The sequence below is a fragment of the Bradyrhizobium sp. 41S5 genome (genome assembly GCF_011516665.3).
Classification (GTDB): Bacteria; Pseudomonadota; Alphaproteobacteria; order Rhizobiales; family Xanthobacteraceae; genus Bradyrhizobium; species Bradyrhizobium quebecense.
Genome location: NZ_CP083721.1, coordinates 7,910,869 through 7,934,981, shown reverse-complemented (window position 1 = coordinate 7,934,981; position 24,113 = coordinate 7,910,869). Strand labels below are relative to the sequence as shown.

The window sequence follows — 24,113 nt, the reverse complement described above, 5'->3', positions numbered from 1 at the left end:
ATCGGTCAGCTCAGCGGCAAATGGAAGACCGTGATCCTGAGCCGGTTGAAGGTCCGCCCGATGCGCTATGGCGAATTGCGCCACGACATCCCGCAGCAAAGCGATAAGGCGTTGACCGGGCGCCTGCGTGATCTCTGCAATTCAGGCTTCGTCAAGCAGGAGCGCGGCGGCGGCGCCTCGCGCTGTTGCCTGACCAAACGCGGCGAGATGCTGAAGCCGATGCTGCAGGCTCCACGATTGGGGCTAGGCCAACACCGACACGTTCGGCGTCCGGTTTCTCGGCGCGGAGGCGGACTAGTTCCACTGTGTCATAAGGGTAGCGATGTGCAGCGGGACCACTTCGTCATTGCGAGCGAAGCGAGGCAATCCATCGCGCGGCATATGCGGAAGCATGGATTGCTTCGCCGCTCGCGCTCCTCGCAATGACGGAGCTACATATCGTCAAGCCCTCTCAGGATGAGCGACCAGATCCATGACGCAGTAAGATTAGGCTGCGTACTCATAAATCCGGTACGAGCATGCGGAAATGGCGGGTCCGGATTGCCCTTAACAGCAGACGTCACCGACGCCTAAGTGAATGTCCGGCACGGGCCAGAAGCGGAGATCGATGGCGAGCACGGCACCTCCGGTTGAAGGCAGCGCCGAAGATCACTCGAAGCCATCAAAGTCAGCAGCCCGTGCGAACCAGATAAAAGTGGTCGCCTAGCGGCGAGCCCCACGCGCCACACATGCCGACCTCGGTACTGGCGACCCGTTTTTTCCAGCCAAGCGACTGCTCAGATAGCATTATCTCATCGCTCTCATCATAGACCACGCCGTGCCCAACCCCGAATCCGCCCCACCTCCACATGGCGAAACGAGGCTCGCCAGAAAACGCAATCTTGGACACATCTTCCACGTAGCTTGAGCGCATGATTTGGAAGTGAAGTCTCTCTCCAGCATCGATAGCGAGCCCCCAGACAGTGCCAAGATTGGCGACCGCAAGCAGGGTAAATAACGGCAGGACTGACATCGAGACTGTCCGCCGCCAGTTGTGTGCTCTCGCCGAAACCATCGCTATACCCAATGCCAAGCACGCTGCCCCAATCCACGTTACGATCAACGCGGGAACGCCCAGAAAAGCGAGGTCGAACGGCCCACTCCAGAGGATGACGAGGATGATAGGGAAACAGCAGGTCAGTATGGTCGGCCATGAGACAATCCGATCCATGCTCGCACTTGGTGAAGTCATTGTATCCCGCTCGCTCGACGCACTGGAGCAAACTAGCACGTCGCCATCGCTGGTGTCAGCTTCGGGCCAGAACCGGACGTAAGATGTCTAGTCCCAGCCGCCACCGCCACTACGAAACTGCGTGACGTTCGGGGCCGGTGGATTTGGATATTTCTTGACCGATGCCAAGTATTCCTCAACTGCTTTAAGTGCGGGTTCAGAGACGATAGGAAACAACCCAAATACGTTCAGATCTTCGTGTTGGTCCATCTCGATGTTGAAGACCTTCGGATAGCCTGCCATGGGAGCACTGGCTGATCCGGGGCCGGGTTGACGTTGGGGGCCGATGCCGGTCGGGTGTACGTCGGTAAAGTACACACGCCATTGCTTCCACCGCGAGGCCACCAACTCGCCACCGATAAAGCTCAACAGAGTGTCACGCTTACCCGTCTCGCTCTTCCCGAGTAGCGCGTCGCTCTGATCAACGCCGTCAATAGGACGGTCGGTGGGCGCCTTGGCCCCGATGATGCCGGCGAACGTCGGGAAGAAGTCCATGATAGACACCATCGCGTAGGAGGTTGTGTTCGGCTTGACGTGGCCCGGCCAGCGGATGAAGCAAAAGGTCCGGATCGAGCCCTCCGTCACTTCACCAAGCTCACCACGGAACGGACCCGGGCTGCCCATGTCTGGCGTTCCCAAATTGCCATATTCACGAAACGCTTCTCCCGACGGGCCGTTGTCGGATGCGAACACGAGGAGCGTATTGTCATCCACACCGAGTTGCTTTAGCGCGTCGAGGATCTGGCCAACGTGATAGTCGCCCTCCATAAGCTTGTCGCCGTAGTTGCCGATGCGAGACTTACCCTTGAATTGGCCGGAAGGCAGGTTGGGTATGTGCCCCATTGAGAACGGCAGGTAAAGGAAGAACGGCTTCCGCGCCGCCGTCTGCCTCTTCATGAACTCGATCGACTTGGCCACAAGCTCGTTATCGATTTCAGCTCGTACCTCCGGTGTGAAGGGCTTGACGATGTGTAACTCGCCGCCAGCCGTCGCTTCCACGATTTGTGGCCCGCGGGCCAGCAACACGGCGGGCGGTGCAGCGAATGAATGTGTGATTTCGATCTTTTCGACATACGTTGCCGAGTCCCACGTCATATCGGGGGGAATACCGTAGAACTCGTCGAACCCATGCGCAGTTGGCAGGCTTTGCGGTTCGCTGCCCAAATGCCACTTGCCGAAGATGGCCGTGGCGTAGCCCTGCTCCTTGAACAGCTGTCCCATCGTGACCGATTGCGCTGAGAGCGTATTCGGCCCTCCGGGAAGGATAATGAGCGATAGTCCCTCGCGGATCGAATAACGTCCGGTCATCAAGGCCGCCCGCGATGGCGTGCAAGCCGGTTCGACCAAGAATTGGGTAAGCCGCAAGCCTTCGCGAGCTAATTGGTCGATCCGTGGTGTCGGTGCGCCGCGCAGTTCGCCTCCGCCGTAAGGACCAAGATCACCGTACCCGACATTGTCGGCGAGAATGAAAACGACGTTTGGCTTTTCGGGTTGTTGTGCGGCCGTCGAAGCAGTTCCCGTCAAAGCCAAAACTGCCAGCAAACTAACGGCTAGGTGTCTGCTCATTTCCCAACCTCCGTCGTCAAAAGGTTTCGGATAAAGAATTATAAACGCCACCGGCGTGACACGCTATGCAGGTTCGGCAGGATCAGATCACTGCCCCGTATGGCCGCTTAGGGTCACAAGGCAACCTTCCTGAGGTCGGGGTCGCGTGCCCGCTTTGCCATCGAAAGCGGACATTTCGAGTTTATGAGTAAGCGCCCTAGAGCAAGATGAGAGTAAGCCGTGGCGGGACATCTGCATTAATTCGGAATAATAGAAATGTATCCCTGAGTTGCCCGACGTGTCAAGTTGCTGGTCGAACGTAGGCCACCGCCGGCTACTTTGCATGGGGTTGTTTTCGATATTTTGGCAGCGCCCCTGCGACGGTCCCACACCGAAGAACCTGCGGGCTTCCATCGACGCGCCTACGGGCGCAGTATCCGCGCTGAAGGCGAAGGGCATGAGCTCGGCACAAGTTGTCGCCGTCAATCTCACCAACGGCGTCCTGACGCTTTTCACCAAGACGGCCTGAAGAAGTTCGGACTCAACAAGAAGACGCCGGTTCACGCCCGGCGGGTCTCGACTAGCCCACCGCCTTCGCCGCCGCACGCCCGGCGTTGCGGCCCGAGAACAGGCAGCCGCCGAGGAACGTGCCTTCCAGCGAGCGATAGCCGTGTACGCCGCCGCCGCCGAAGCCGGCGGCTTCGCCGGCTGCATACAGTCCGCGGATGATCTGGCGATCCCTGCCGAACACCCGCGAATCGAGGTCGGTCTCGAAGCCGCCGAGCGTCTTGCGGGTGAGGATGTTGAGCTTCACCGCGATCAGCGGGCCGTGTTCGGGATCGAGGATGCGATGCGGCTTCGCGGTCCGGATCAGCCGGTCGCCGATATAGCGCCGCGCATTGTGCAGGTTCATCACCTGCGCATCCTTGACGTAAGGGTTGGCGATCTCGCGGTCGCGTGCCTCGATCTGGGTCTTGATGGCATCCAACTGCAAGAGGTCATCGCCGGCGAGCTTGTTCATGGCACCGACGAGGTCGGCGAGATTGTCGCGCACGATGAAGTCGGCGCCGTGTTGCTTGAAGGCTTCGACCGGCGCCGGAGCGCCCTTGTTGGTGGCGCGCTTGATCGTCATGCGCCAGCTTTTTCCGGTGAGGTCGGGGTTCTGCTCGGAGCCCGACAGCGCGAACTCCTTCTTGATGATGCTCTGGGTCAGGATGAACCACGAATAATCGTAGCCCGTGCCCATGATGTAGTGCAGTTGCCCGAGCGTGTCGGAGCCCGGGAACAGCGGCGCCGGCAGCCGCTTGCCGGTGGCGTCGAACCACAGCGACGACGGTCCCGGCAGGATCCGGATGCCGTGACGTGGCCAGATCGGGTTCCAGTTCTGGATGCCCTCGACATAGTGCCACATGCGGTCGCGGTTGATCAGCCGGCCGCCCGCCGCCTCGGTGATCCCGATCATGCGGCCGTCGACATGTTCGGGCACGCCGGAGATCATGAACTTCGGCGGCTCGCCGAGCCGCTTCGGCCAGTTCTGCCGCACCAGATCATGATTGCCGCCGATGCCGCCGGAGGCGACGATCACCGCCTGTGCGCGCAGCGAAAAATCGCCGACGACGTTGCGCGAGGAGCTCTTGCCGCGCTCGACATCAGATGGTTCCAGGATCGCGCCGCTCACGCCCTCGACCGTGCCGTTGCTGATGCTGAGTGCATCGACGCGATGACGGAACTTGAACACCAGTTGTCCGCTCTTGTCGGCCTCTCGCGCGCGGCGCTCGAACGGCTCGACGATGCCGGGGCCGGTGCCCCAGGTGACGTGGAAGCGCGGCACCGAATTGCCATGGCCCATGGCGTCGTAACCACCGCGCTCGGCCCAGCCGACCACCGGGAAAATGCGGTGGCCCATCGCGCGCAGCCAGTCGCGCTTTTCGCCCGCCGCGAACGCGACATAAGCTTCGGCCCATTTGCGCGGCCAATGATCCTCCTCGCGATCGAAACCGGCAGTGCCCATCCAGTCCTGCAGCGCCAGCTCGACGGAATCCTTGATGCCGAGCCGGCGTTGTTCCGGCGAATCGACCAGGAACAATCCACCAAACGACCAGAAAGCCTGGCCGCCGATGCTCTGTTCCCCTTCCTGGTCGAGCACGATGACGCGCTTGCCCGCGTCGGCGATCTCGGTCGCAGCGACCAGACCGGCAAGTCCGGCGCCGATCACGATCACATCTGCATCGTCAGCCATGTTGATCTCCCCCGTCCCGCCGGAATTCAAGACCGCGTCGTTGTGCGCGGTCAACGTCAAATGGACCTTGCCTGTGGCGGCGAGGCATCAAGCAGTTGCGGCAAGCTGTTCCAGTTTGGGACCTTTTCCACGCGCCACTGCAGCGTCCGCGCAACACCCAATTTGAATTTGTTTTGACCGGCCTCGCTCGTCTGGACAAAAATCCGCGACCGCAACACGCTGACGATTGTCTTGCATCACAGACCAAACAGATTCGGTTTCGACTGGGGCTGGCCAAAATGAAGTTGAGGACGGGGTTGCTCGCTGCGGTTCTCCTGCTGGCGGGAATGGGGGCGTCTCAAGCAGTGGTCAGAATCGCCGATGATCGCGGCGGCAAGATCGGCGTCTATGTCGACAAGTATCAGGACCTGCGCACGTCGGGTGAGACCGTGATCATCGACGGGCTGTGCGCCTCGGCCTGCACCATCGTGCTCGGCAAGGTCCCGCATGACCGGATTTGTGTGACCTCACACGCCAGTCTCGGCTTCCATGCCGCCTGGGATTACGGCGACAACGGCCGCCCGGTCCCCAATCCCGAAGCCACCCATATGCTGTACCTGATGTACCCGCCGGCGGTACGCAGATGGATCGCGGACCGCGGTGGCCTGACCCGGCACATGATCTTCCTGCGCGGCAAGCAACTGCAGGCGCTGTACAAACCGTGTTACCTCAACGCCCAGGCCTCGGCGCCCAAGCCCGCGCGCTGAGCCGCCGATCTCGGCGAGCGTCGTCTCTCGTCATGGCCGGCAGACCGGGCAATGACGAGGTCAGCGCCGGGCAGCACCTCGCTATCATTTGACGGCCTGCGATGGCCATTGCGCTTGCTGCCCGCCGGAACCCGGCTTATCTCCACCGCATGGTTCAGCCGATCTCCACCCGATCCGAGCTCGTGACGGCTCCGCAGGGCCGGGTGGCATCTGCGATCCTGTGGGGCGCTGCCGGCATCGGCGGATTGGCCTTGCTCGCCGCTGCCGCGCTCTGGTTCCACTACGGGACCGCGGTTTTCTTCGAAATGATCACGGCCGGCATCTCCGCCTGCTTCTGACAAGGACGCCCTCGCATCATGCCCCGGACCACGCGCCCATTGGTGATCTTTGCTGCCTTCGCGGGCAGTCTGGCGGTCGGCCTGTTCCTCATGTTGTGGGCGGTCGGCGGCTTGCGCACCGTCGCCGCGCCAGCCGCGATCGGCGGGCCGTTCCAGCTTACCGACCAATCCGGCCAGACCGTCACCGACAAGAACCTCCAGGGCAAGCCGACGCTGATCTTCTTCGGCTTTACCCATTGCCCGGACATCTGCCCGACCTCGCTGTTCGAGATCTCCGAGGTCCTGAAGGCGATGGGCAAGGACGCCGACCGCGTGAATGCCTATTTCGTCTCGGTCGACCCGGAACGCGACACCGCCGCGGCGATGAAGGACTACCTCTCGAGCTTCGATCCGCACCTCAAGGGCCTGACCGGCGATCCCGCCGCGATCGCCAAGGTGCTGTCGAGCTACCGGGTCTACGCCAAGAAGGTGCCGCTGAAGGATGGCGACTACACGATGGATCACACCGCGCTGATCTATCTGATGGACCGCGACGGCCATTTCGTCGCGCCGTTCAATCTGAAACGGACGCCGGAAGAGGCGGCGACCGATCTCAAACGGTATCTCTAACCGCTGATCCGGTTCGGAATTAACCCAATCGGCGCTCGCATCACGCGCCGGATGGTCTATAAGCCGTTCAATTTCCTGATATTGCCGGTTATGCCAAATCCGCCTGCCCAGCCTTTTGCCGTCCGCCCGCGCCAGCTTCGCCTGGCCGCGACAATGATGGCGGCCGTCGTGCTGGCCATGGCGGGGCCCGCGATCGCACAGACGCCCCCGGCACCGGCGGCGCCCAAGGCGGCTCCTGCACCGGCTCAACCCGCCAGGCCTGCCCCTGCACAAACGGTGCCCGCGACACCCCCGGCAGCGGCCGCCCCGTCGGCCCCGAATCAGCCGCCCAAGGCCGCCGAGGCCGCGCCGCAGGCGGTGCCGGGCTTCTGGGACCCGCGGCGGCGGCCGGATCGGCCGGACCTGTCGCGTCTCACCGTGATCCGCTTCCTGACCGAGACCGACTATCCGCCGTTCAATTTCACCGGTCCGGATGGCAATCCCGCCGGCTTCAATGTCGACCTGGCGCGCTCGCTCTGCGACGAGATCAAGGTCACCTGCACCATCCAGATGCGCCGCTTCGAGACCCTCATCGATGCGCTGGCGACCAACCGGGGCGATGCCATCATCGCGTCGATGGCCGTGACCCCGCAGCTGCGCGCCAAACTCGATTTCACCGATCCCTATTATCGCGCACCGGCGCGCTTCGTGTCGCGCCGCGACAACGTGATGCCGGAGATCCGCCCCGAATATCTCGAGGGCAAGAAGGTCGGCGTCATCGCCGGCACCTCGCACGAGGCCTACCTCAAGGCGATGTTCACCGACGCCGAGATCCACTCCTATCCGGATAACGACGCGCTGCGCGCTGCGCTTCGCCGCGGCGAGGTCGACTTCATCTTCGGCGATGCGATCTCGCTCGCGTTCTGGATCAATGGCACCGATTCCGCCGAATGCTGCGCGTTCTCGGGCGGCCCCTTTGTCGAAAGCCGCTATTTCGGCGAGGGCGTCGGCATCGCCGTGCGCAAGGGCAACGATCTGCTCCGGCAGTCGCTGAACTGGGCGCTGTTCCGGATCTGGGAAAAAGGCCGCTTCACCGATCTGTGGCTGCGCTATTTCTCGATCAGCCCGTTCTGAATTCGTCATTCCGGGTTCGATGCTGCGCGTCGCCCCGGAATGACGAAGAACTTCCCGTTGTTTTGCATTTTGCCGCGAAAGCGTTAGTTTTCGCGGCCTTTTTGGAGAGAGCCTGAAGAAATGTCCGTGATTGATCTTGCTGCCAGCCCGAGCGACCTGCGGGCGCTCGCCGAACAATCCAACGCCTGGCCGTTCGAGCAGGCGAAAGCGATTGTGGCGCGGCTGAAGAAAAATCCGAAGGACGAGGTGCTGTTCGAGACCGGCTACGGCCCCTCGGGCCTGCCGCATATCGGCACGTTCGGCGAGGTCGCGCGCACCACGATGGTGCGCCACGCCTTCCGCGTGCTGACCGAGGACAAGATCAAGACGCGCCTGCTCGCCTTCTCCGACGACATGGACGGCCTGCGCAAGGTGCCGGACAACGTGCCGAACAAGGAATTGCTGGCGCAGCACCTCGGCAAGCCGCTGACCAAGGTGCCCGATCCGTTCGGCACCCATCCGAGCTTCGGCCAGCACAACAATGCGCGGCTGCGCGCGTTCCTCGATCAGTTCGGCTTCGACTACGAGTTCGCAAGCTCGACCGAGTACTACACCTCCGGCCGGTTCGATGCCGCGTTGCTGCGCATGCTGGAGCGGATCGAGAAGGTGATGGCGATCATGCTGCCGTCGCTGCGCGAGGAGCGCGCGGCGAGCTACTCGCCGTTCCTGCCGATCTGTCCGCGCACGGGCCTCGTGCTTTACGTGCCCGTGACGGCGCACGACGCCAAGGCCGGCACCATCTCCTACGAAGATCCCGAGACCAAGGAGAGCGTCACCGTTCCCGTCACCGGCGGCCGCTGCAAGCTGCAATGGAAGCCGGATTGGGCGATGCGCTGGTATGCGCTTGGCGTCGACTATGAAATGGCCGGCAAGGACCTGATCGATTCGGTGAAGCTGTCCGCCAAGATCTGTTCGGCGCTCGGTGGCACACCGCCCGAGGGCTTCAACTACGAGCTGTTCCTCGACGAGAAGGGCCAGAAGATCTCGAAGTCGAAGGGCAACGGGCTGACGATCGACGAATGGCTGCGCTACGCATCGCCGGAATCGCTGTCGCTGTTCATGTATCGCGAGCCCAAGGCGGCTAAGCGGCTCTATTTCGACGTCATCCCGCGCAATGTCGACGACTATCAGCAGTTCCTCGACGGCTTCACGCGGCAGGAGGCGCGGCAGCAGCTGCAAAATCCGGTCTGGCACATCCACTCCGGCAAGCCGCCCCAGGCCGACATGCCCGTCACCTTCCAGCTGCTGCTGACGCTGGTGTCGTCGTCGAATGCGGAGAATGCCGAGACGCTGTGGGGCTTCATCGGCCGCTATCGTCCGGGCGTGACGCCGCAGACCCATCCGAAGCTCGACGCGATGGTCGGCTACGCCATCAATTACTATCGCGACTTCGTGGCGCCGACCAAGCAGTTCCGCGAGCCCACCGAAGCTGAGCGCGCCGCGCTGCAGGATCTGCGCGATGCGCTTGCCAACATGCCGGCTGACGCGACCGCGGAAGACATCCAGAACGTGGTCTACGAGATCGGCCGCCGTGAGCCGTTCCTCGACATGGTCAAGAAGGGCAAGGACGGCCGTCCCGGCGTCTCGCTCGACTGGTTCAACATGCTCTACCAGGTGCTGCTCGGCCAGGAGAAGGGCCCGCGCTTCGGCTCCTTCGTCGCGGTCTACGGCGTGCAGAACGCCGTCAACATGATCGACGGCGCGCTGGCGCGGTCGTCGTAGTTCGATGGACTCTGACTGTTGTCGTCCCTGCTCCCGTGCGCAATTGCGCACCAGGCCGGGACGACAGGGGTGGTTGCGGCGACAAGCCCGCAAAATCCGGATGGCTGGCCAGCGGCATTTTCAGCGGAGGCCGCGGCCGGATTACGCTACACTCTGTTTCATAAAATCAGCACGGCCTCCGCCGAGAGGCCGGCACAGATGGGAGCATGCGCATGCAGTTCAGGGTTTCGCCGACATCGCTGCGGGACAGTTCGAGCGCCGAGGAATGGCAGGCGCGGGTCGATCTCGCGGCCGCGCATCGGCTCGCCTATATCCACGGGTTTTCGGAAGGCATCTTCAACCATCTCACCTTCGTGGTGCCCGGCCGCACCGACCGCTACTACCAGATCCCGTTCGGCATGCACTGGTCGGAGGTCACCGCGTCGTCCTTCATGGAGGTCGGCATCGACGATGCCGACGTAAAGCGCGGCGAGGGTGAGGTCGAGCGCTCCTGCTATTGCATCCATGCGCCGATCCACAAGGCGCTGCCGCAGGCCAAGGCGGTGTTCCACACCCATATGCCGTATGCGAGCGCGCTGACGCGGCTCGAGGATCCGCGCATCAAGGAGATCGGCCAGACGGAGGTCGGGTTGTCGGAAGCGATCGCCTATGACGATCTCTACACCGGCCCTGCGCTGGATCCCGAGGAAGGCGCGCGGCTCGCCAGGGTGATCGGCAACAAGACCATCCTGTTCATGGCCAACCACGGCATCTCGACCGTCGGCGAGACCGTCGCCGACGCTTATGACCGGCTCTATTACATCGAGCGCGCCGCGCAGGTGCAGATCTATGCGATGTGGACCCAACAGCCGCTCAAGCAATTGCCGCAGCATGTGGTGGAGAAGACCAAGCGCGATTTCCGCGACGACCATCTCTACAACGGCCCGAGCCCGGCGCAGCGGCATTTCGATGCGCTGAAGCGGATGCTGGACCGCAAGGAGCCAGACTACGCGACGTAGGGGCTCGGACGGCGCTCCAACCTCCGCTGTCGTCCCGGCGAAAGCCGGGACCCATTACCACAGGGTTCGGTTGTTAGAGCAGGCTGTGGCCCCAGCCTTCTCCAGCAGGACGTGCGGTGGTTATGGATCCCGGGTCGCGCTTCGCTTGCCCGGGACGACACCGATTATGTGGTGATCGACCGGCCTGGCTACTGGCTCGCCCACACGACGCGCGCGATCCACGTGACCTCCTCGGCGTCGAGCATGCGGTCGGGGTGCTCCGGATTGAGCGATGCCAGTTCCAGCACCTTGCCGGTGCGTCGCTTCAGTTCCTTCACCATCACCTCGCCGCCGGTTGTGCGCACCACGACGCGGTCGCCGCGGCGGATCGCGGTCGCGGGTGACACCACGATGATGTCACCTTCGCGATAGGCCGGCTTCATCGAGTCGCCCTCGATCTCCAGTGCATAGGCGTGCTCGTCGGTGGTCGCCGGCAGCGCCACTTCATCCCAGCCCTTGCCGGCGGGAAAGCCGCTGTCGTCGAAATAGCCGCCGGCGCCGGCCTGCGCGAAGCCGATCAACGGCACCGACTGGCAGGCGCGCGGGCCATCGCCGAGCAACTGCACGAAGGTCTCCATGCTGGCATTGCTCGCGGCCAGCGCCTTGGAGAGCGATTCGGTCGATGGCCAGCGCTCACGCCCGTCGCCGGTCACGCGCTTGGACTTGTTGAAGGTGGTGGGGTCGAGACCTGACTGCTTGGCAAGGCCGGACGGCGACAGGCCGGCGCGTTCCGCGAGCCGGTCGAGCGCGGCCCAGACCTGCGCGTGGGTCAGCGGTCGGGCGGCTTTGGACTGTTTGGCCATCGAGGATACCCCGGATGGTAGGAATTATTACCTGAAACCTGGCATTTCCGCAAATCTGCCGCCGGATGTGTCCCGGCACCGCTTGAGTTGCACCGCTGCCGCCGATACGGTCCCTCGCTCGCCATATGGCGTCCGGGGCATTTCCCCTCAAATCCGGATAAAACCCCAAGAGACTCAAGGACAAAAGGGAAGGCCGGGCCGTGCCTATGATCTACAAAATCACCCCCGCTTCGGCCTGGCGCGAGGCCGAGCGGCAGGGCGTCTACCGGGGCAGTGCGGACGACCATCGCGACGGCTTCATTCATTTTTCCACCGCCTCCCAGGTGGCCGAGACCGCGCGCAAGCACTACCACGGGCAAACCGGCCTGTTCCTGGTCGCGGTCGATGCCGATGCGCTCGGCGACGCCTTGCGCTGGGAACGCTCGCGCAATGACGAATTGTTCCCGCATCTCTATGGCGAACTCGACCTCGGCGCGGTCACCGAAATCCTCAGCCTTCGCGCGCGCTCCGACGGCGGCCACGACGTTCCGGAGCTCAAGCCGTGATCCGCGCCTTCGACGCCTTCTCGCTGCCGCTGCTGCGCTGGTTCGATCCCGAAGATGCCCATCGCATGGCGATCCAGGGCTTGAAGCTGCTGCCGCCGATCCGGCAGCGGGCGGATGATCCCAAGCTCGCGGTGCGCGCCTTCGGGCTGAACTTTCCGAACCCGATCGGCATGGCGGCAGGTTTCGACAAGAGCGCCGAGGTGCCCGACGCGCTGCTGCGGCTTGGTTTCGGCTTTGTCGAGATCGGCTCGGTGACGCCGAAGCCGCAAGCCGGCAACCCGCGGCCACGGCTGTTTCGCCTCGAGCGCGACGAGGCCGTCATCAACCGCATGGGCTTCAACAATGACGGCGCGGAAGCCGTGCTGCGCCGGCTCGCCGCGCGCGCCAGCGGCGGCGGCATCATCGGTGTCAATGTCGGGGCCAACAAGGATTCGACCGACCGCGTCGCCGACTATGTGAAGCTGATCGAGACGTTTGCCCCGGTCGCGAGCTATTTCACCGTCAACGTCTCCTCGCCGAATACGCCGGGCCTGCGCAATCTGCAGCAATCGGCGGCGCTCGACGATCTGCTGGCGCGGGTGATCGATACCCGCGAGCGTGTGCGCAAGAACGCCGGCGATTCGCCGGTGCTGCTGAAGATCGCGCCGGATCTGAGCCTCACCGAACTCGACGATGTCGTGCACATCGCCCGCTCGCGGCGCGTCGACGGCATGATCGTCGCCAATACCACGCTGGCGCGTCCCTCGACCTTGCGCGAGGAGAACCGGGCCAGGGAGCAGGGTGGCTTGTCGGGCCGTCCGCTGTTCCGTCTCTCGACGCGGATGGTCGCCGAGACCTATGTCCGCGTCGAAGGTGCATTTCCGTTGATCGGCGTCGGCGGCATCGATAGCGGCGGCGCCGCGCTGACCAAGATCCGCGCCGGAGCCAGCCTGATCCAGCTCTATTCCTCGCTGGTCTACAAGGGCATCGGACTGGTCGACGACATCAAGCGCGATCTGTCCTCGACCCTGCTGCGCACCGGCCGCGACTCGCTGTCGGAAATCGTCGGCGCCGATGCTGCGACCATCACGGCCGAGGATTGGCCGGTCAGGTAATTGCCGTAGCCCGGACGAAGCGAAGCGCAATCCGGGACAGCCTCACCGCGGATAGGGTCCCGGATTTCGCTTCGCCGCATCCGGGCTACAGAGCTACGCAGTCTTGAACGTTTTCCTGAACTGCGCCGGATAGCGCAGGCCCTGCAGGCCGCCGCGCGCGACGTAGAAGCCGAGCAGCGCGATCCACAGCCCGGTGTTGCCGAACGAGCTGAGCGCCCACCAGGCGGCGAGGAAGAGCGCGAGCGAGGCCAGCATCAAATTGCGCATCTCGCGCGCCCAGGTCGCGCCGACATAGATGCCGTCGAAGCCGAACGCGAACACGCCGGGCAAGGGCGCCAGGATCACGAACACCAGGAACTCTCGCGCATAGCGGCGCACGTCCTCGCTTGTCGTCATCAGGTTGATCAGCGCCGGTCCGAACAGCGCGAACAGCACCGAGACGACAAGTGCAAAGCCTATACCCCACAGCAGCACCAGCCGGGTCGAATCGGCAAAGCCGCGTGCGTCGCGCGCGCCGAAGGCGCGGCCGCAGAGCTGTTGGGCGGCGTTGGCGAGGCCGTCGAGGAAGAAGGCGCTCACCAGCAGGAAATTGTTCAGCACCGAGTTCGCTGCCAGCGTCACGTCGCCTTCGCGCGCGCCCTTGGCGGTGAAGAACAGGAACACGACGATCAGCGCCGCGGTGCGGACCATGATGTCGCGGTTGACCGCCAGCATGCGCATCAGCTTGGCACGGTCGAACAGCGTGGCCGCAGGAACCGCAAAGCCTGCTTGCGAGATCCCCCACGCCACCACGATGCCGACGGCGAAACCGGTCGTCTCGGCAAGCACGGCGGCGATCGCGGCACCGGCGATGCCGGCGCCGTAGACCTGCACCAGCAGCACGGTCGCCGCCATGTTGATCAGGTTGATCACGATCTGGAGCGCCAGCGCCAGATTGGCGCGCGCCTGCCCGACCAGCCAGCCCAGGATGACGTAATTGGCGAGCGCCAGCGGCGCCGACCAGATCCGGATCATGAAATAGCTCTTGGCCGCGCGCGTGACGCCCTCGCTGCCGCCCATCAGGTGGAATGTGACGGCGGCGAGCGGCACCTGCAGCACGATCAGCGCAGCGCCGATCAGGCCGGCGACGATGAAGCCGCGCACCAGGATCGCGGCATATTCCTGCGGCTCGCCCGCGCCCTGCGCCTGCGCGGTGAAGGCCAGCGTGCTCATGCGCAGAAAAGCGAACAGCCAGAACAGGCAGTCGAAGATCACCGAGGCCATCGCCACCCCACCGAGCAGCGCGGCATCGTCGAGGCGGCCGATCGCAGTGGTCGAGACGATGCCGATCAGCGGCGTGGTCAGGTTGGCGACCATCGCGGGACCGGCGATGGCGAACACCTGGCGGGTGGTGATCTTCGGGTGGATGGGTGCGTGCATGGCTACAGTTGCATGGAATATGCGCTTCTATCGCGACATCCGTAGCGCGACCATGCTGGAATTGTACTCAGAGCAATGCGGTGGCGGAGGGGCGGCCGACGAGGCATGGCATGGTCAGAACACCACGACCATGCCGTCGCTCGCCGCCGTGTAGGGCAGGTTGTCGACGCGGCCGAGCATGTCGTCGCTCATATGGGTCAGCACCACGCGCCTGGCGTTGATCGCCGGCAAATGCGCTTCCAGCGTTTTCAGGCTGAGATGGTTCTTGACCATCTTGTCGTAGGTATAGGCTTCGGCGATGAAGAGGTCGGCGTTGTGCGCGGCCGGGATCAGCGCGTCGGTCCACTCGGTGTCGGCGCTGTAACAGACGACGCGGTCTTCCGCCTCGACGCGATAGGCGAGAAATGGCCCGCCGGATTCGCCATGCACCACAGGGTAGGGCGTCACGCTCACCTCGCCGAAGCTGCGCCGCTCGTGCGGTACGAGCGTGACGACGGACAGATCGAAGCGCTGTCTGGTCTTGGAGGAATGCTCGAACATCACCTCCATCACCTCTGGCAATTTCGTTTCGATTCCTTCGGGTCCGGCGATTACCAGCGGCCGGGTGCGGCGGGAGAATTGCGCGTCGAGCAGGAAGAACGGCAGGCCGGCAAAATGATCGCCGTGGAAATGCGTGATCAGGATCAGGTCGATCGCGTCGCGGTCGATCTCGAGCCGCTTCAGCGCCGGCAGCGAGGAGGCGCCGCAGTCGATCAGGAAGTTGATGCGCTCGCCGCTGACATGGAAGCAGGTGTTGAAGCGGCCTCCGGAGCCGAACGCATCGCCGCAGCCGACAAATCGCAATTGCATCGGCTGCGAGCTTTCCTTTGCGATCAGCGGCCGCGCGGCGCGCCGAACAGCCGCGACAACAGCCAGATCGGGATCACGATCACCGCGCCGAGCAGGAAGTAGCGCCACGCCCAGTTGATCGCATCGAAGCCGAAATCCCAAATGCTCTGGAACAGCCTGCGGATGCTGTACAGAATGTTCCACGGGTCCAGGCCGATCGCGGCGAGCACGACGCCGACCAGGATCGAGAGCAGGATCAGCCGGAACGCCACCGAGAGCGGCGATCCGCCGAGAAAGCGGTACAGGCCATCGCTCTGGCTACCGGCCGGCAAGTCCCTGACGTCGTTCGGCATCGTTCTCTCCTGGCGGAATGCATTATAGGTCACGGCGCAGCACATGGGAAACCCGCGAGCCGCGATCAATGGCTGCCATGCGCGCTTCGGGTTTAACTTCCTGTCATGGAGATTAACATCCGTTCAAGCGTCTCCAGCCGGTCGGCTTCGCGCGGCGGCTTGTCCCAGCGCAGGCGGCTGATCCGGGGAAAGCGCATCGCGACGCCGGATTTGTGACGCGGTGAGCGCTGCAGGCCCTCGAAGGCGACTTCCAGCACCAGCCCCTGATCCGGCTCATGCACGACATGGCGGACCGGGCCGAACTTCTCGGTGGTGTTGCGGCGGACGAAGCGATCGATCTGCAACAGTTCCTCGTCGGTGAAGCCGAAATAGGCCTTGCCGACCGGCACCAGCTCGTCGCCGGCATCGCCACGGGTCCAGACCCCGAACGTGTAGTCGGAGTAATAGGACGAGCGCTTGCCGTGGCCGCGCTGGGCATACATCAGCACCGCGTCGATGATGTGCGGATCGCGCTTCCACTTCCACCATGGGCCTTTTGGCCGCCCGGGCAGGTAGGGCGCGTCGCGCCGCTTCAGCATCACGCCCTCGACCGCGTCGGCATCGTCGCCGGCGCCGGCGCTCTTTGGATCGGCGCGCGCTGCGGCCAGTTCTTCCCAGCTCGCGAACGGGACCGTCGGTGACAGATCGATGCGCGGATCGTTCAGCCTGGCGACGAAGGCTTCGAGATGCGCGCGCCGCTCGGTGAAGGGCAGCTCGCGCAGATCGTTTTCGCCGTCGCCGAGCAGGTCGTAGGCGCGCAGATGGATCGGAAATTCCTTGATCAGCTTCGGCGAAACCACCTTCCGGTTCAGTCGCTGCTGCAACACGTTGAAGGTCTGCACGCGACCATCGCGCAGCACCAGCAATTCGCCGTCGATCGCGAATGAAGCATGATGCCGAAAAGTGTGAAGCGACGGTTTTCGGGAGTCATCATGCTTCAAATCTAGAGTATCTTGCAGATGCAGCGACGGCACGAGGTCGGGGAAGCTGCCGGTGATGTCCTCGCCGGTGCGCGAATAGAGCCGCGCCTGGATGTGGCCGCGCGCGTCGCGGCCGGCGACAGCCTGCACGCGGATGCCGTCCCACTTCCATTCCGCGCTGAAATCGGTGGCGTCGAGATTGGCGAAATCGCTATCCTCGATCGCATGCGCCAGCATCACCGGGCGGAACGGCGTCGGATCACGATTGACCGGCTTGTCGCCGCGGCCTTCGAGCCAGGCGAACAAGTCGAGATAGGGCGGCGACAGCCCGGGCCACATCAGCTCGATCTCGTGCGGTTCCTTATCGCCGAGCGCCGCCGCCGCGGTCTTCGCCAGCCGCGCCGAGATCCCGATCCGCATCGCGCCGGTGACGAGCTTCAGCAGCGCCCAGCGCCCGGTCTCGTCGAGCTCGTCCAGCCAGCGCGCCAGCTGCGCCGGCAGCTCGGCCTTGCCGAGCGTGCGCAGCGTGGTGACGACGTCGGTGAGGGTGGGAGGAGGCGGGTTGTTGTGACCCGGCAGCTCCGCCTTCGGCCACATCAGCGCGACGGTTTCCGAGAGATCGCCAACGTAATCATAGGAGTAGCCGAACAGCACCGGGTCGGCGCGTTCGGTGATCAGGTCGCGGATCAAGCCCGGCTTGGCGTGCTTGAACGACAGTGCGCCGGTCAGCGCCGCTAGCGCGTAGCCGCGGTCGGGATCCTCGGTCTCGCGGAAATAGCCAACCAGCAGCTTGATCTTGTTGTTGCGGCCCGGCTCGTATGCGAGCCGGTCGAGCAGCTCGGCAAAGCGGTTCATGCCTTTGCCTCGCCGGCGGACTGGGCCTCGCCGGTGACCGCCGCCGTCTCGCCCTCGTCCTCGTCGCCATAGCCGACCAGATCGAGCGGCCGCGCGGACAGGCCCTTGCTCTTGCACCAATGCACCAGCGCGTCTTCCTGGCCGTGGGTGACCCAGATCTCGCCGGCGCCGGTGGCGGCGATCGTTGCCGTCAGCCCATCCCAGTCGGCATGATCCGAGATCACCAGCGGCAGCTCGACGCCGCCCTGCCGGGCTCGGGCCCGCACGCGCATCCAGCCCGACGCAAAAGCCGTGACCGGATCGGGGAAGCGCCGCGTCCAGACATCGGAGGTCGCGCTCGGCGGTGCCAGCGTGATGGTGCCGGCGAGCTCGGCCTTCTTCATGCCACGCGCAGGCCTGAGCTCGCCGAGCGGAATGCCGCGCTCCTGGTAATAGGAAGTGATCTTCTCCATCGCGCCGTGCAGATAGATCGACGCGTCGTAGCCCGCCTCGCGCAACAGCGCGATCACGCGCTGCGCCTTGCCGAGCGAATAGGCGCCGACCAGGTGCGCGCGCTCCGGAAACAGCTTGACCGACGCCAGCAGCTTCTTCACCTCATCGGCGGCATCGCCATGACGAAACACCGGCAGGCCAAAGGTCGCCTCGGTGATGAATACGTCGCAAGGGACCAGCTCGAACGGCGCGCAGGTCGGATCGCGTGCGTCCTTGTAGTCGCCGGAGGCGACGATCCTTGTATCCTTGCAGGTGACAGATATCTGGGCGGAGCCCAAGACGTGGCCGGCGGGATGAAACGTCACCGTGACGTCGCCGAGCCTGATCTCCTCGCCGTAGGCGACCGCCTGCACTGAGCCGGCGAAGTTCTCGCCGTAGCGCAGCCGCATCATGTCGAGCGTTTCCTGGGTCGCGAGCACCGCGCCGTGGCCCGGCCTGGCATGGTCGGAATGGCCGTGCGTGATCAGGGCTCGCTCGACTGGCCTGACAGGATCGATGTGGAAGCCGCCGGGCTTGCAGCAAAGCCCGGCCGGGACGGGCATCAGGATGTCTTGCGGGCGCATGCCGCACATATAGGCATTGATTCCACGATACCTAACCGTCATGCGTGGGCTTGACCCGCGCATTCATCTTCGGAAAAAGTCCGTGTTTTAATGGACGGCCAGACTTGGCCAAGATCGGTTCCCTAAGAGAAAATGGCCCCCCGCCTGTTTCTGTCCTCCGGCGACCTCGTCGCCGACCGCCGCTACGAGTTCGCGCGCGACCTGCAATTGAAGGGCGATCTGCCGGCTGCCGCCGAGCTGCTCGAACAGGCGATCGAGCTGGTGCCGAAATTCCCGTCGGCCTGGTACACGCTGGGCAAGATCCGCCTCGAGCTCGGCCAGCGTGAAGCCGCGATCGCAGCCTTCCGCGCCGCGCGCGATGCCGATCCCGAAGACCGCCATGGCGCCGGCCTGCACCTGATGCAGCTCGGCGTCGAGGCCGTCGGCGCAATGCCGCCAGGCTATGTGCAGACGCTGTTCGATCAATATGCGCCGCGCTTCGAGGCCGCGCTGGTCGGCGATCTCGGCTATCGCGGCCCGGCGCTGTTGTTCAAGGCGGTGCTGTCGGTGCGCGCCTCAGCGAGGAAGCCGGCGTTCTTCAAGCGCGCGATCGATCTCGGCTGCGGCACCGGACTGGCGGCCGCAGCATTCGCGCAGCACGTCGATCGATTCATCGGCATCGACCTGTCGCCGCGCATGATCGACAAGTCGCGCGCGACCGGGCTCTATGCCGAGCTCGAGGTCGACGACATGCTGACGGGCATTTCGGGCAAGCCCGACGCCAGTGCCGAATTGATCCTCGCCGCGGACGCGATGGTCTATGTCGCCGATCTCGCGCCCGTGCTCGCCGAAGCCGCGCGCGTGCTGGTCGTGGGTGGCGTGCTTGCCTTCACCACCGAGACCCATGACGGCGAAGGCGTCATCATCGGCGAGGGGCTGCGCTACGCCCACAGTGCAGCTTACGTGCGCGCCGCGGTCGCCGCCGCGGGGCTGACGCTGGCTCTGCTCGACGATCTCTCGGCGCGCAATGAGGACAACATTCCGGCGCCCGGGCTTGTCGCCGTCGCCGTCAAGCCGTGACGCACCCGTCTCTTCGAGGCGAAAACTTGAGTCTACACGCTACGCATTTGCCGTGACGCGGCATTGCGCCGCAAAGCCGCGACTTCGCGCTTGCCCGGCGCGGGGCGGAATGCGAGAGCTTTTCGCCTCAGGGAGAGAACCAATGAAAAAACATACGCGGCGCGAGTTCGGCGCCACCGCTTTGTCCGTGATCGCAGCCTCCGTGCTGCCCGCGCCGCTCGTCCGTGCCGCCGACAAGAAGTACGATACGGGGGCGAGCGACACCGAGATCAAGCTCGGCCAGACCGTGCCGCATTCCGGCCCCGGCTCGCTCTATGGCGTGCTGGGCCGCGTCGGCGAAGCCTATTTCCAGATGCTGAACGACAAGGGCGGCATCAACGGCCGGAAGGTGAAATTCCTCACCATGGACGACGCCTACAGCGCGCCGAAATGCGTCGAGGCGACGCGCCGCCTGGTCGAGCAGGAAGAGGTGCTGGCGCTCTATGGCTCGCTCGGCACCGCACCGCAGACCGCCGTACACAAATATCTCAACTCCAAGGGCGTTCCCCAATTGCTGCTGAACACCGGCGCCTCGAAGTGGAACGACCCGAAGAATTTCAAATGGACCATGGCGGGTCTGCCGCTCTATCCGACCGAAGCCCGCATCCTGGCGAAACACGTCGTCAGCGTGAAGCCGAATGCCAAGATCGGCATCCTCTACCAGAACGATGATTTCGGCCGCGACTTCCTCGGCCCGTTCAAGAAGGTGCTGGCCGACGCCGGCGGCAAAGCACAGGTGATCATGGAGCAGACCTACGATCTCACCGATCCGACGGTCGATTCCCAGCTCATCAATCTCTCGAAGTCGGGCGCCGACGTGTTCTACAACATCACCACCGGCAAGGCGACGTCGCAGTCGATCCGCAAGGTGGCTGAGCTCGGCTGGAAGCCGTTGCAGTTGTTGTCGGCGGGCTCGACCGGCCGCTCGATCCTGAGCGCCGCGGGCCTCGAGAACGCCAAGGACATCGTCGCGATCCGCTACAACAAGGAAGTCGGTGTGCCCCGCTATGAGAAGGATGCGGATGTGGTCGCGTTCGAGGAGCTGCGCAAGAAGTACCTGCCGAACATCGATCCCGACAACACCATCGCCTTCGCCGGCTACGGCCAGGCGGCGACGATGGGCGAAATCCTGCGCCGCTGCGGCGACGATCTGACCCGCGCCAACGTGCTGAAGCACGCCACCACGCTCGCCGGTTTCCACTCGCCTTATTTCCTTGACGGCATCAACTACAGCTATACGCCCGACGACTACACGCCGATGAAGACGCTCTATATCTCGATCTTCAACGGCAAGGACTGGGACCTCTTGGGCGAGCCGATGACGGAGTAGGGGGAGAGGCTCTCTCTTCTCCCTCTCCCCGTTCTTACGGGGAGAGGGTTGGGGTGAGGGGCTCTCTCCACCAGGCAGTGTGAGCTGAGACACCTGTACCCCCTCACCCGGATCGCATCTGACGATGCGATCCGACCTCTCCCCGCAGGCGGGGCGAGGTGACTTCCAGGCGCTTCGCGGCCCACAGAGCGAGCTGGCGGTACCTGCCACCTGCCGCCATTTTCGTCCGCCCTCGACGAAACCCGCTGAACCACCTACCTCTTGGGCGTGTCGACGCTCGATCTCTTTTCCGTCACGCCGTCGGAAACGGCCGATCTCTTGCCGCGCCGGTTTCACGACTGGTTCGCCTCACGCGGCTGGTCGCCGCGCGAGCATCAGCTCGCGCTGCTGGCAAAGGCGCACGAGGAGCGCTCGGCGCTGCTGATTGCGCCCACTGGCGCGGGCAAGACGCTGGCAGGGTTCTTGCCGACGCTGGTGGAGTTGAGCGGGGAAGGATTTGACCGTGATGCTTCTTCTCACCTCCCCCTGAAAGGCGGAGGTCGGCGCGGACAGGCGCGCGACAGCGCGACGGAGCGTGACGGGTGGGGGTCAGCCGCGGGCACGGAGCAAGCGGCTGACCCCCACCACAACCCTCCCCCTTTCAGGGGGAGGGAGCCTGCCGACCTCGCAAGCGGAGAAGCAGCCGCATCGGCGAGATCTCGCCCCACCCTGATCTCCACCGGCCGCGGCGTTCGCCGCAGCGGCGGGCTGCATACCCTCTACATCTCGCCGCTCAAGGCGCTCGCGGTCGACATCGCGCGCAATCTGGAGACGCCGGTCGCCGAGATGGGGCTGCCGATCAGGATCGAGACCCGTACCGGCGACACGCCGGTGTCGCGGCGGCAGCGGCAGCGGCGCTATCCGCCGGATATTCTGCTCACCACGCCGGAGCAGCTGGCGCTGCTGCTCGCCTCCGACGACGCGCCTTTCCTGTTCTCCTCGCTGAAGCGCATCGTGCTCGACGAGCTGCATGCGCTGGTCACCTCCAAGCGCGGCGATCTGCTGTCGCTCGGCCTTGCGCGGCTCTGGACCATCGCGTCGCAGGCGCGCGCCATCGGCCTCTCGGCGACGGTGGCCGAACCGGAGCAGCTTGCGCGTTTCCTGGTGCCGCAGCCGGGTGGTGAGAGCGTGTCCGCCGACGTCGTCACCGCCGGCGGCGCCGCGCCGCCCGTGGTCGAGATGCTCGATACGCGGGAGCGGCTGCCGTGGTCCGGCCACAGCGCGCGCCATGCGCTGCCCGAGGTCTACGAGCTGATCAAGCGCAACAAGACCACGCTGGTGTTCGTCAACACCCGCAGCCAGGCCGAGATGCTGTTCCAGGATCTGTGGCGCATGAATGACGACGGGCTCGCGATCGCGCTGCATCACGGCTCGCTCGACGTCGCGCAGCGCCGCAAGGTCGAGGACGCGATGGCCGCGGGCCGCTTGCGCGGCGTGGTCTGCACCTCGTCGCTCGATCTCGGCGTCGACTGGGGCGATGTCGATCTCGTCATCAATATCGGTGCGCCCAAAGGCTCGTCGCGGCTGATGCAGCGGATCGGCCGCGCCAACCACCGCTTCGACGAGGCCTCGCGCGCCGTGCTGGTGCCGGCCAACCGGTTCGAGGTGCTGGAATGCGCCGTCGCGATCGATGCGATCGCCGAGAATGCGCAGGACACGCCGCCGCTGCGCTCCGGCGCGCTCGACGTGCTGGCCCAGCACGTGCTCGGCTGCGCCTGCGGCAAGCCGTTCCTGTCCGACGAGCTTTACGATGAAGTCAGGACCGCGGCACCTTATGCGTCGCTGGCGCGAACCGATTTTGACGACGTGGTCGACTTCGTCGCGACCGGCGGCTACGCGCTGAAGACCTATGAACGCTTCGCGCGCATCAAGCAGGACAAGCAGGGCCGCTGGCGCGTTACCAATCCGAAGGTGCGGCAGAGCTACCGCCTCAACGTCGGCACCATCGTCGAGGAGACCATGCTGAAGGTGCGGCTGGTGCGCTCGCGCGCCGGCGGGCAAGGGAAAAGCGGAGGCTCGACCGGCGCGATCGCCCGCGGCGGCCGGATGCTCGGTGAGATCGAGGAGGTCTTCATCGAGGGCCTCGTGCCCGGCGACACTTTTGTCTTTGGCGGTGAGGTGGTGCGCTACGAGGCCTTGGTCGAGGACCAGGTCTATGTCTCCCGCGCCAATGATAAAGATGCAAAAGTGCCGTCCTATATGGGCGGCAAGTTTCCGCTCTCGACCTATCTCGCCGAACGCGTCCGCAAGCTGCTCGACAACAGCCGGGCCTGGAACACGCTGCCGGACCAGGTGCATGACTGGCTGTCGCTGCAGCGGAAATTCTCGCGGGTACCTGCGGTGCGCGAACTCCTGGTGGAAACCTTTCCGCGCGGCGGCAGCCATTATCTGGTCTGCTATCCCTTCGAGGGCCGGCTCGCGCATCAGACGCTCGGCATGCTGCTGACGCGCCGGCTGGAGCGCGCCCGCGCCCGTCCGCTCGGCTTCGTCGCCAACGAATATTCGCTCGCGGTCTGGGGCGTCGGAGATCTGTCCTTCATGATCCGGCATGGCAAGCTCGATCTCAACGCGCTGTTCGACCCCGACATGCTCGGCGACGATCTCGAAGCGTGGCTTGCGGAATCCGCGCTGATGAAGCGTACCTTCCGCAACTGCGCCATCATCTCGGGGTTGATCGCGCGCCGCTTCACCGGCGAGGAGAAGTCGCGCCGCCAGGTGCTGTTCTCGACCGATTTGATCTACGACGTGCTGCGCAAGCACCAGGCCGATCACGTGCTGCTGCGTGCCGCGCGCGGCGATGCCGCCACGGGATTGCTCGATCTCCGCCGCCTCAGCGACATGCTTTCGCGCATCCATGGCCGAATCACCCACAAGGATCTCGACCACGTTTCTCCGCTTGCCGTGCCCGCGCTGCTGGAAATCGGCCGCGAGTCAGTTTATGGCGAAGCATCCGACGAGCTTCTGGCCGAGGCGGCCGAGGAACTCGTGCGGGAGGCGACGACATAGCGCGAGAGCGTTTCGAGCGAAGTGGATACCGGTTCGCGTGAAGAAAACGCGACCAAACAAAAAGAGTATGA

Annotated in this window: 22 protein-coding genes; 13 read left to right on the top strand and 9 right to left on the bottom strand. The window is 64.5% G+C overall.

Features of this window, described 5'->3' with window-relative positions:
- Nucleotides 1-60: 60 nt before the first annotated feature.
- Nucleotides 61-426, top strand: a complete 366-nt coding sequence (locus tag HAP47_RS38020) for a winged helix-turn-helix transcriptional regulator (protein ID WP_231168659.1) — start codon at nt 61-63, stop codon at nt 424-426.
- Between the two features lie 241 nt (nt 427-667).
- On the opposite strand, the gene HAP47_RS38015 is transcribed toward HAP47_RS38020, so the two are convergent.
- Together HAP47_RS38015 and HAP47_RS38010 are read right to left on the bottom strand one after the other, a co-directional pair.
- Nucleotides 668-1,012, bottom strand: a complete 345-nt coding sequence (locus tag HAP47_RS38015; protein ID WP_173640386.1) for a hypothetical protein — start codon at nt 1,010-1,012, stop codon at nt 668-670.
- A gap of 306 nt (nt 1,013-1,318) precedes the next feature.
- On the bottom strand, nt 1,319-2,836 hold the full coding sequence (locus HAP47_RS38010) for an arylsulfatase (RefSeq protein ID WP_173640387.1): 1,518 nt from the start codon (nt 2,834-2,836) through the stop codon (nt 1,319-1,321).
- Between the two features lie 322 nt (nt 2,837-3,158).
- Between HAP47_RS38010 and HAP47_RS38005 the strand changes: the two genes are divergently transcribed.
- Nucleotides 3,159-3,344 (top strand): hypothetical protein, encoded by a 186-nt coding sequence (locus HAP47_RS38005; RefSeq protein WP_173637100.1) that lies wholly within the window; start codon nt 3,159-3,161, stop codon nt 3,342-3,344.
- A 51-nt stretch (nt 3,345-3,395) separates the two neighbouring features.
- Here HAP47_RS38005 and HAP47_RS38000 read toward each other — a convergent pair whose 3' ends face one another.
- Nucleotides 3,396-5,054 carry an FAD-binding dehydrogenase gene (locus HAP47_RS38000; protein WP_173640388.1) on the bottom strand — a complete coding sequence of 553 codons (1,659 nt, stop codon included), beginning with the start codon at nt 5,052-5,054 and terminating at the stop codon, nt 3,396-3,398.
- A gap of 278 nt (nt 5,055-5,332) precedes the next feature.
- Here HAP47_RS38000 and HAP47_RS37995 point away from each other — a divergent pair, with 278 nt between their 5' ends.
- The 6 genes from HAP47_RS37995 (at nt 5,333) to HAP47_RS37970 (ending at nt 10,619) form a co-directional block, all read left to right on the top strand.
- Nucleotides 5,333-5,800, top strand: a complete 468-nt coding sequence (locus tag HAP47_RS37995) for a hypothetical protein (protein ID WP_173640389.1) — start codon at nt 5,333-5,335, stop codon at nt 5,798-5,800.
- A 101-nt stretch (nt 5,801-5,901) separates the two neighbouring features.
- Nucleotides 5,902-6,138: a hypothetical protein gene (locus HAP47_RS37990; RefSeq protein WP_173637101.1), complete on the top strand. Its 237-nt coding sequence runs from the start codon at nt 5,902-5,904 to the stop codon at nt 6,136-6,138.
- A gap of 18 nt (nt 6,139-6,156) precedes the next feature.
- Nucleotides 6,157-6,747, top strand: coding sequence for an SCO family protein (locus tag HAP47_RS37985; protein ID WP_173640390.1), 591 nt, complete (start codon nt 6,157-6,159; stop codon nt 6,745-6,747).
- 90 nt (nt 6,748-6,837) lie between these two features.
- Nucleotides 6,838-7,860, top strand: a complete 1,023-nt coding sequence (locus HAP47_RS37980) for a transporter substrate-binding domain-containing protein (RefSeq protein ID WP_173640391.1) — start codon at nt 6,838-6,840, stop codon at nt 7,858-7,860.
- A 120-nt stretch (nt 7,861-7,980) separates the two neighbouring features.
- Entirely contained in the window at nt 7,981-9,621 is a 1,641-nt protein-coding gene (locus HAP47_RS37975) for a lysine--tRNA ligase (RefSeq protein ID WP_173640392.1), read from the top strand.
- A gap of 212 nt (nt 9,622-9,833) precedes the next feature.
- The gene (locus HAP47_RS37970; protein ID WP_231168657.1) at nt 9,834-10,619 is read left to right on the top strand and encodes a class II aldolase/adducin family protein; all 786 of its coding nucleotides are present in this window, start codon (nt 9,834-9,836) and stop codon (nt 10,617-10,619) included.
- A 188-nt stretch (nt 10,620-10,807) separates the two neighbouring features.
- Here the strand turns inward: HAP47_RS37970 and HAP47_RS37965 are convergent, their stop codons facing one another.
- Nucleotides 10,808-11,461 (bottom strand): S24 family peptidase, encoded by a 654-nt coding sequence (locus HAP47_RS37965; protein WP_173640394.1) that lies wholly within the window; start codon nt 11,459-11,461, stop codon nt 10,808-10,810.
- A 200-nt stretch (nt 11,462-11,661) separates the two neighbouring features.
- On the opposite strand from HAP47_RS37965, the gene HAP47_RS37960 reads away from it, so the two are divergent.
- Complete coding sequence (locus HAP47_RS37960) at nt 11,662-12,006, top strand: DUF952 domain-containing protein (protein WP_173640395.1); 345 nt, start codon at nt 11,662-11,664, stop codon at nt 12,004-12,006.
- Nucleotides 12,003-13,100, top strand: coding sequence for a quinone-dependent dihydroorotate dehydrogenase (locus HAP47_RS37955; RefSeq protein ID WP_173640396.1), 1,098 nt, complete (start codon nt 12,003-12,005; stop codon nt 13,098-13,100). The genes HAP47_RS37960 and HAP47_RS37955 overlap by 4 nt, the downstream gene beginning before the upstream one ends.
- A 93-nt stretch (nt 13,101-13,193) precedes the next feature.
- Here the strand turns inward: HAP47_RS37955 and HAP47_RS37950 are convergent, their stop codons facing one another.
- The 5 genes from HAP47_RS37950 to HAP47_RS37930 all read right to left on the bottom strand — a co-directional run bounded on the left by HAP47_RS37950 (nt 13,194) and on the right by HAP47_RS37930 (nt 18,569).
- Nucleotides 13,194-14,519, bottom strand: a complete 1,326-nt coding sequence (locus tag HAP47_RS37950; protein WP_173640397.1) for an MATE family efflux transporter — start codon at nt 14,517-14,519, stop codon at nt 13,194-13,196.
- Between the two features lie 114 nt (nt 14,520-14,633).
- On the bottom strand, nt 14,634-15,368 hold the full coding sequence (locus tag HAP47_RS37945) for an MBL fold metallo-hydrolase (RefSeq protein ID WP_173640398.1): 735 nt from the start codon (nt 15,366-15,368) through the stop codon (nt 14,634-14,636).
- Between the two features lie 23 nt (nt 15,369-15,391).
- Complete coding sequence (locus HAP47_RS37940) at nt 15,392-15,700, bottom strand: DUF6460 domain-containing protein (RefSeq protein WP_173640399.1); 309 nt, start codon at nt 15,698-15,700, stop codon at nt 15,392-15,394.
- 92 nt (nt 15,701-15,792) lie between these two features.
- Complete coding sequence (locus HAP47_RS37935) at nt 15,793-17,514, bottom strand: ATP-dependent DNA ligase (protein ID WP_173640400.1); 1,722 nt, start codon at nt 17,512-17,514, stop codon at nt 15,793-15,795.
- Nucleotides 17,511-18,569, bottom strand: coding sequence for a ligase-associated DNA damage response exonuclease (locus HAP47_RS37930; RefSeq protein WP_173640753.1), 1,059 nt, complete (start codon nt 18,567-18,569; stop codon nt 17,511-17,513). The genes HAP47_RS37935 and HAP47_RS37930 overlap by 4 nt, the downstream gene beginning before the upstream one ends.
- 132 nt (nt 18,570-18,701) lie before the next feature.
- Between HAP47_RS37930 and HAP47_RS37925 the strand changes: the two genes are divergently transcribed.
- The 3 genes from HAP47_RS37925 to HAP47_RS37915 all read left to right on the top strand — a co-directional run bounded on the left by HAP47_RS37925 (nt 18,702) and on the right by HAP47_RS37915 (nt 24,042).
- Entirely contained in the window at nt 18,702-19,628 is a 927-nt protein-coding gene (locus HAP47_RS37925) for a methyltransferase domain-containing protein (protein WP_173640401.1), read from the top strand.
- Between the two features lie 142 nt (nt 19,629-19,770).
- Nucleotides 19,771-20,997, top strand: coding sequence for an ABC transporter substrate-binding protein (locus HAP47_RS37920; protein ID WP_173640402.1), 1,227 nt, complete (start codon nt 19,771-19,773; stop codon nt 20,995-20,997).
- 267 nt (nt 20,998-21,264) lie between these two features.
- Nucleotides 21,265-24,042 carry a ligase-associated DNA damage response DEXH box helicase gene (locus HAP47_RS37915; protein WP_173640754.1) on the top strand — a complete coding sequence of 926 codons (2,778 nt, stop codon included), beginning with the start codon at nt 21,265-21,267 and terminating at the stop codon, nt 24,040-24,042.
- Nucleotides 24,043-24,113: the final 71 nt, after the last annotated feature.

Excerpts from the sequence above, each read along its gene's own strand:
- HAP47_RS38020 (WP_231168659.1), top strand. The coding sequence starts at position 61 with ATGCGCTATGGCGAATTGCGCCACGACATCCCGCAGCAAAGCGATAAG.
- HAP47_RS38015 (WP_173640386.1), bottom strand. The coding sequence starts at position 1,012 with ATGTCAGTCCTGCCGTTATTTACCCTGCTTGCGGTCGCCAATCTTGGC.
- HAP47_RS38010 (WP_173640387.1), bottom strand. The coding sequence starts at position 2,836 with ATGAGCAGACACCTAGCCGTTAGTTTGCTGGCAGTTTTGGCTTTGACG.
- HAP47_RS38005 (WP_173637100.1), top strand. The coding sequence starts at position 3,159 with ATGGGGTTGTTTTCGATATTTTGGCAGCGCCCCTGCGACGGTCCCACA.
- HAP47_RS38000 (WP_173640388.1), bottom strand. The coding sequence starts at position 5,054 with ATGGCTGACGATGCAGATGTGATCGTGATCGGCGCCGGACTTGCCGGT.
- HAP47_RS37995 (WP_173640389.1), top strand. The coding sequence starts at position 5,333 with ATGAAGTTGAGGACGGGGTTGCTCGCTGCGGTTCTCCTGCTGGCGGGA.
- HAP47_RS37990 (WP_173637101.1), top strand. The coding sequence starts at position 5,902 with ATGGCCATTGCGCTTGCTGCCCGCCGGAACCCGGCTTATCTCCACCGC.
- HAP47_RS37985 (WP_173640390.1), top strand. The coding sequence starts at position 6,157 with ATGCCCCGGACCACGCGCCCATTGGTGATCTTTGCTGCCTTCGCGGGC.
- HAP47_RS37980 (WP_173640391.1), top strand. The coding sequence starts at position 6,838 with ATGCCAAATCCGCCTGCCCAGCCTTTTGCCGTCCGCCCGCGCCAGCTT.
- HAP47_RS37975 (WP_173640392.1), top strand. The coding sequence starts at position 7,981 with ATGTCCGTGATTGATCTTGCTGCCAGCCCGAGCGACCTGCGGGCGCTC.
- HAP47_RS37970 (WP_231168657.1), top strand. The coding sequence starts at position 9,834 with ATGCAGTTCAGGGTTTCGCCGACATCGCTGCGGGACAGTTCGAGCGCC.
- HAP47_RS37965 (WP_173640394.1), bottom strand. The coding sequence starts at position 11,461 with ATGGCCAAACAGTCCAAAGCCGCCCGACCGCTGACCCACGCGCAGGTC.
- HAP47_RS37950 (WP_173640397.1), bottom strand. The coding sequence starts at position 14,519 with ATGCACGCACCCATCCACCCGAAGATCACCACCCGCCAGGTGTTCGCC.
- HAP47_RS37945 (WP_173640398.1), bottom strand. The coding sequence starts at position 15,368 with ATGCAATTGCGATTTGTCGGCTGCGGCGATGCGTTCGGCTCCGGAGGC.
- HAP47_RS37940 (WP_173640399.1), bottom strand. The coding sequence starts at position 15,700 with ATGCCGAACGACGTCAGGGACTTGCCGGCCGGTAGCCAGAGCGATGGC.
- HAP47_RS37935 (WP_173640400.1), bottom strand. The coding sequence starts at position 17,514 with ATGAACCGCTTTGCCGAGCTGCTCGACCGGCTCGCATACGAGCCGGGC.
- HAP47_RS37930 (WP_173640753.1), bottom strand. The coding sequence starts at position 18,569 with ATGCGCCCGCAAGACATCCTGATGCCCGTCCCGGCCGGGCTTTGCTGC.
- HAP47_RS37925 (WP_173640401.1), top strand. The coding sequence starts at position 18,702 with ATGGCCCCCCGCCTGTTTCTGTCCTCCGGCGACCTCGTCGCCGACCGC.
- HAP47_RS37920 (WP_173640402.1), top strand. The coding sequence starts at position 19,771 with ATGAAAAAACATACGCGGCGCGAGTTCGGCGCCACCGCTTTGTCCGTG.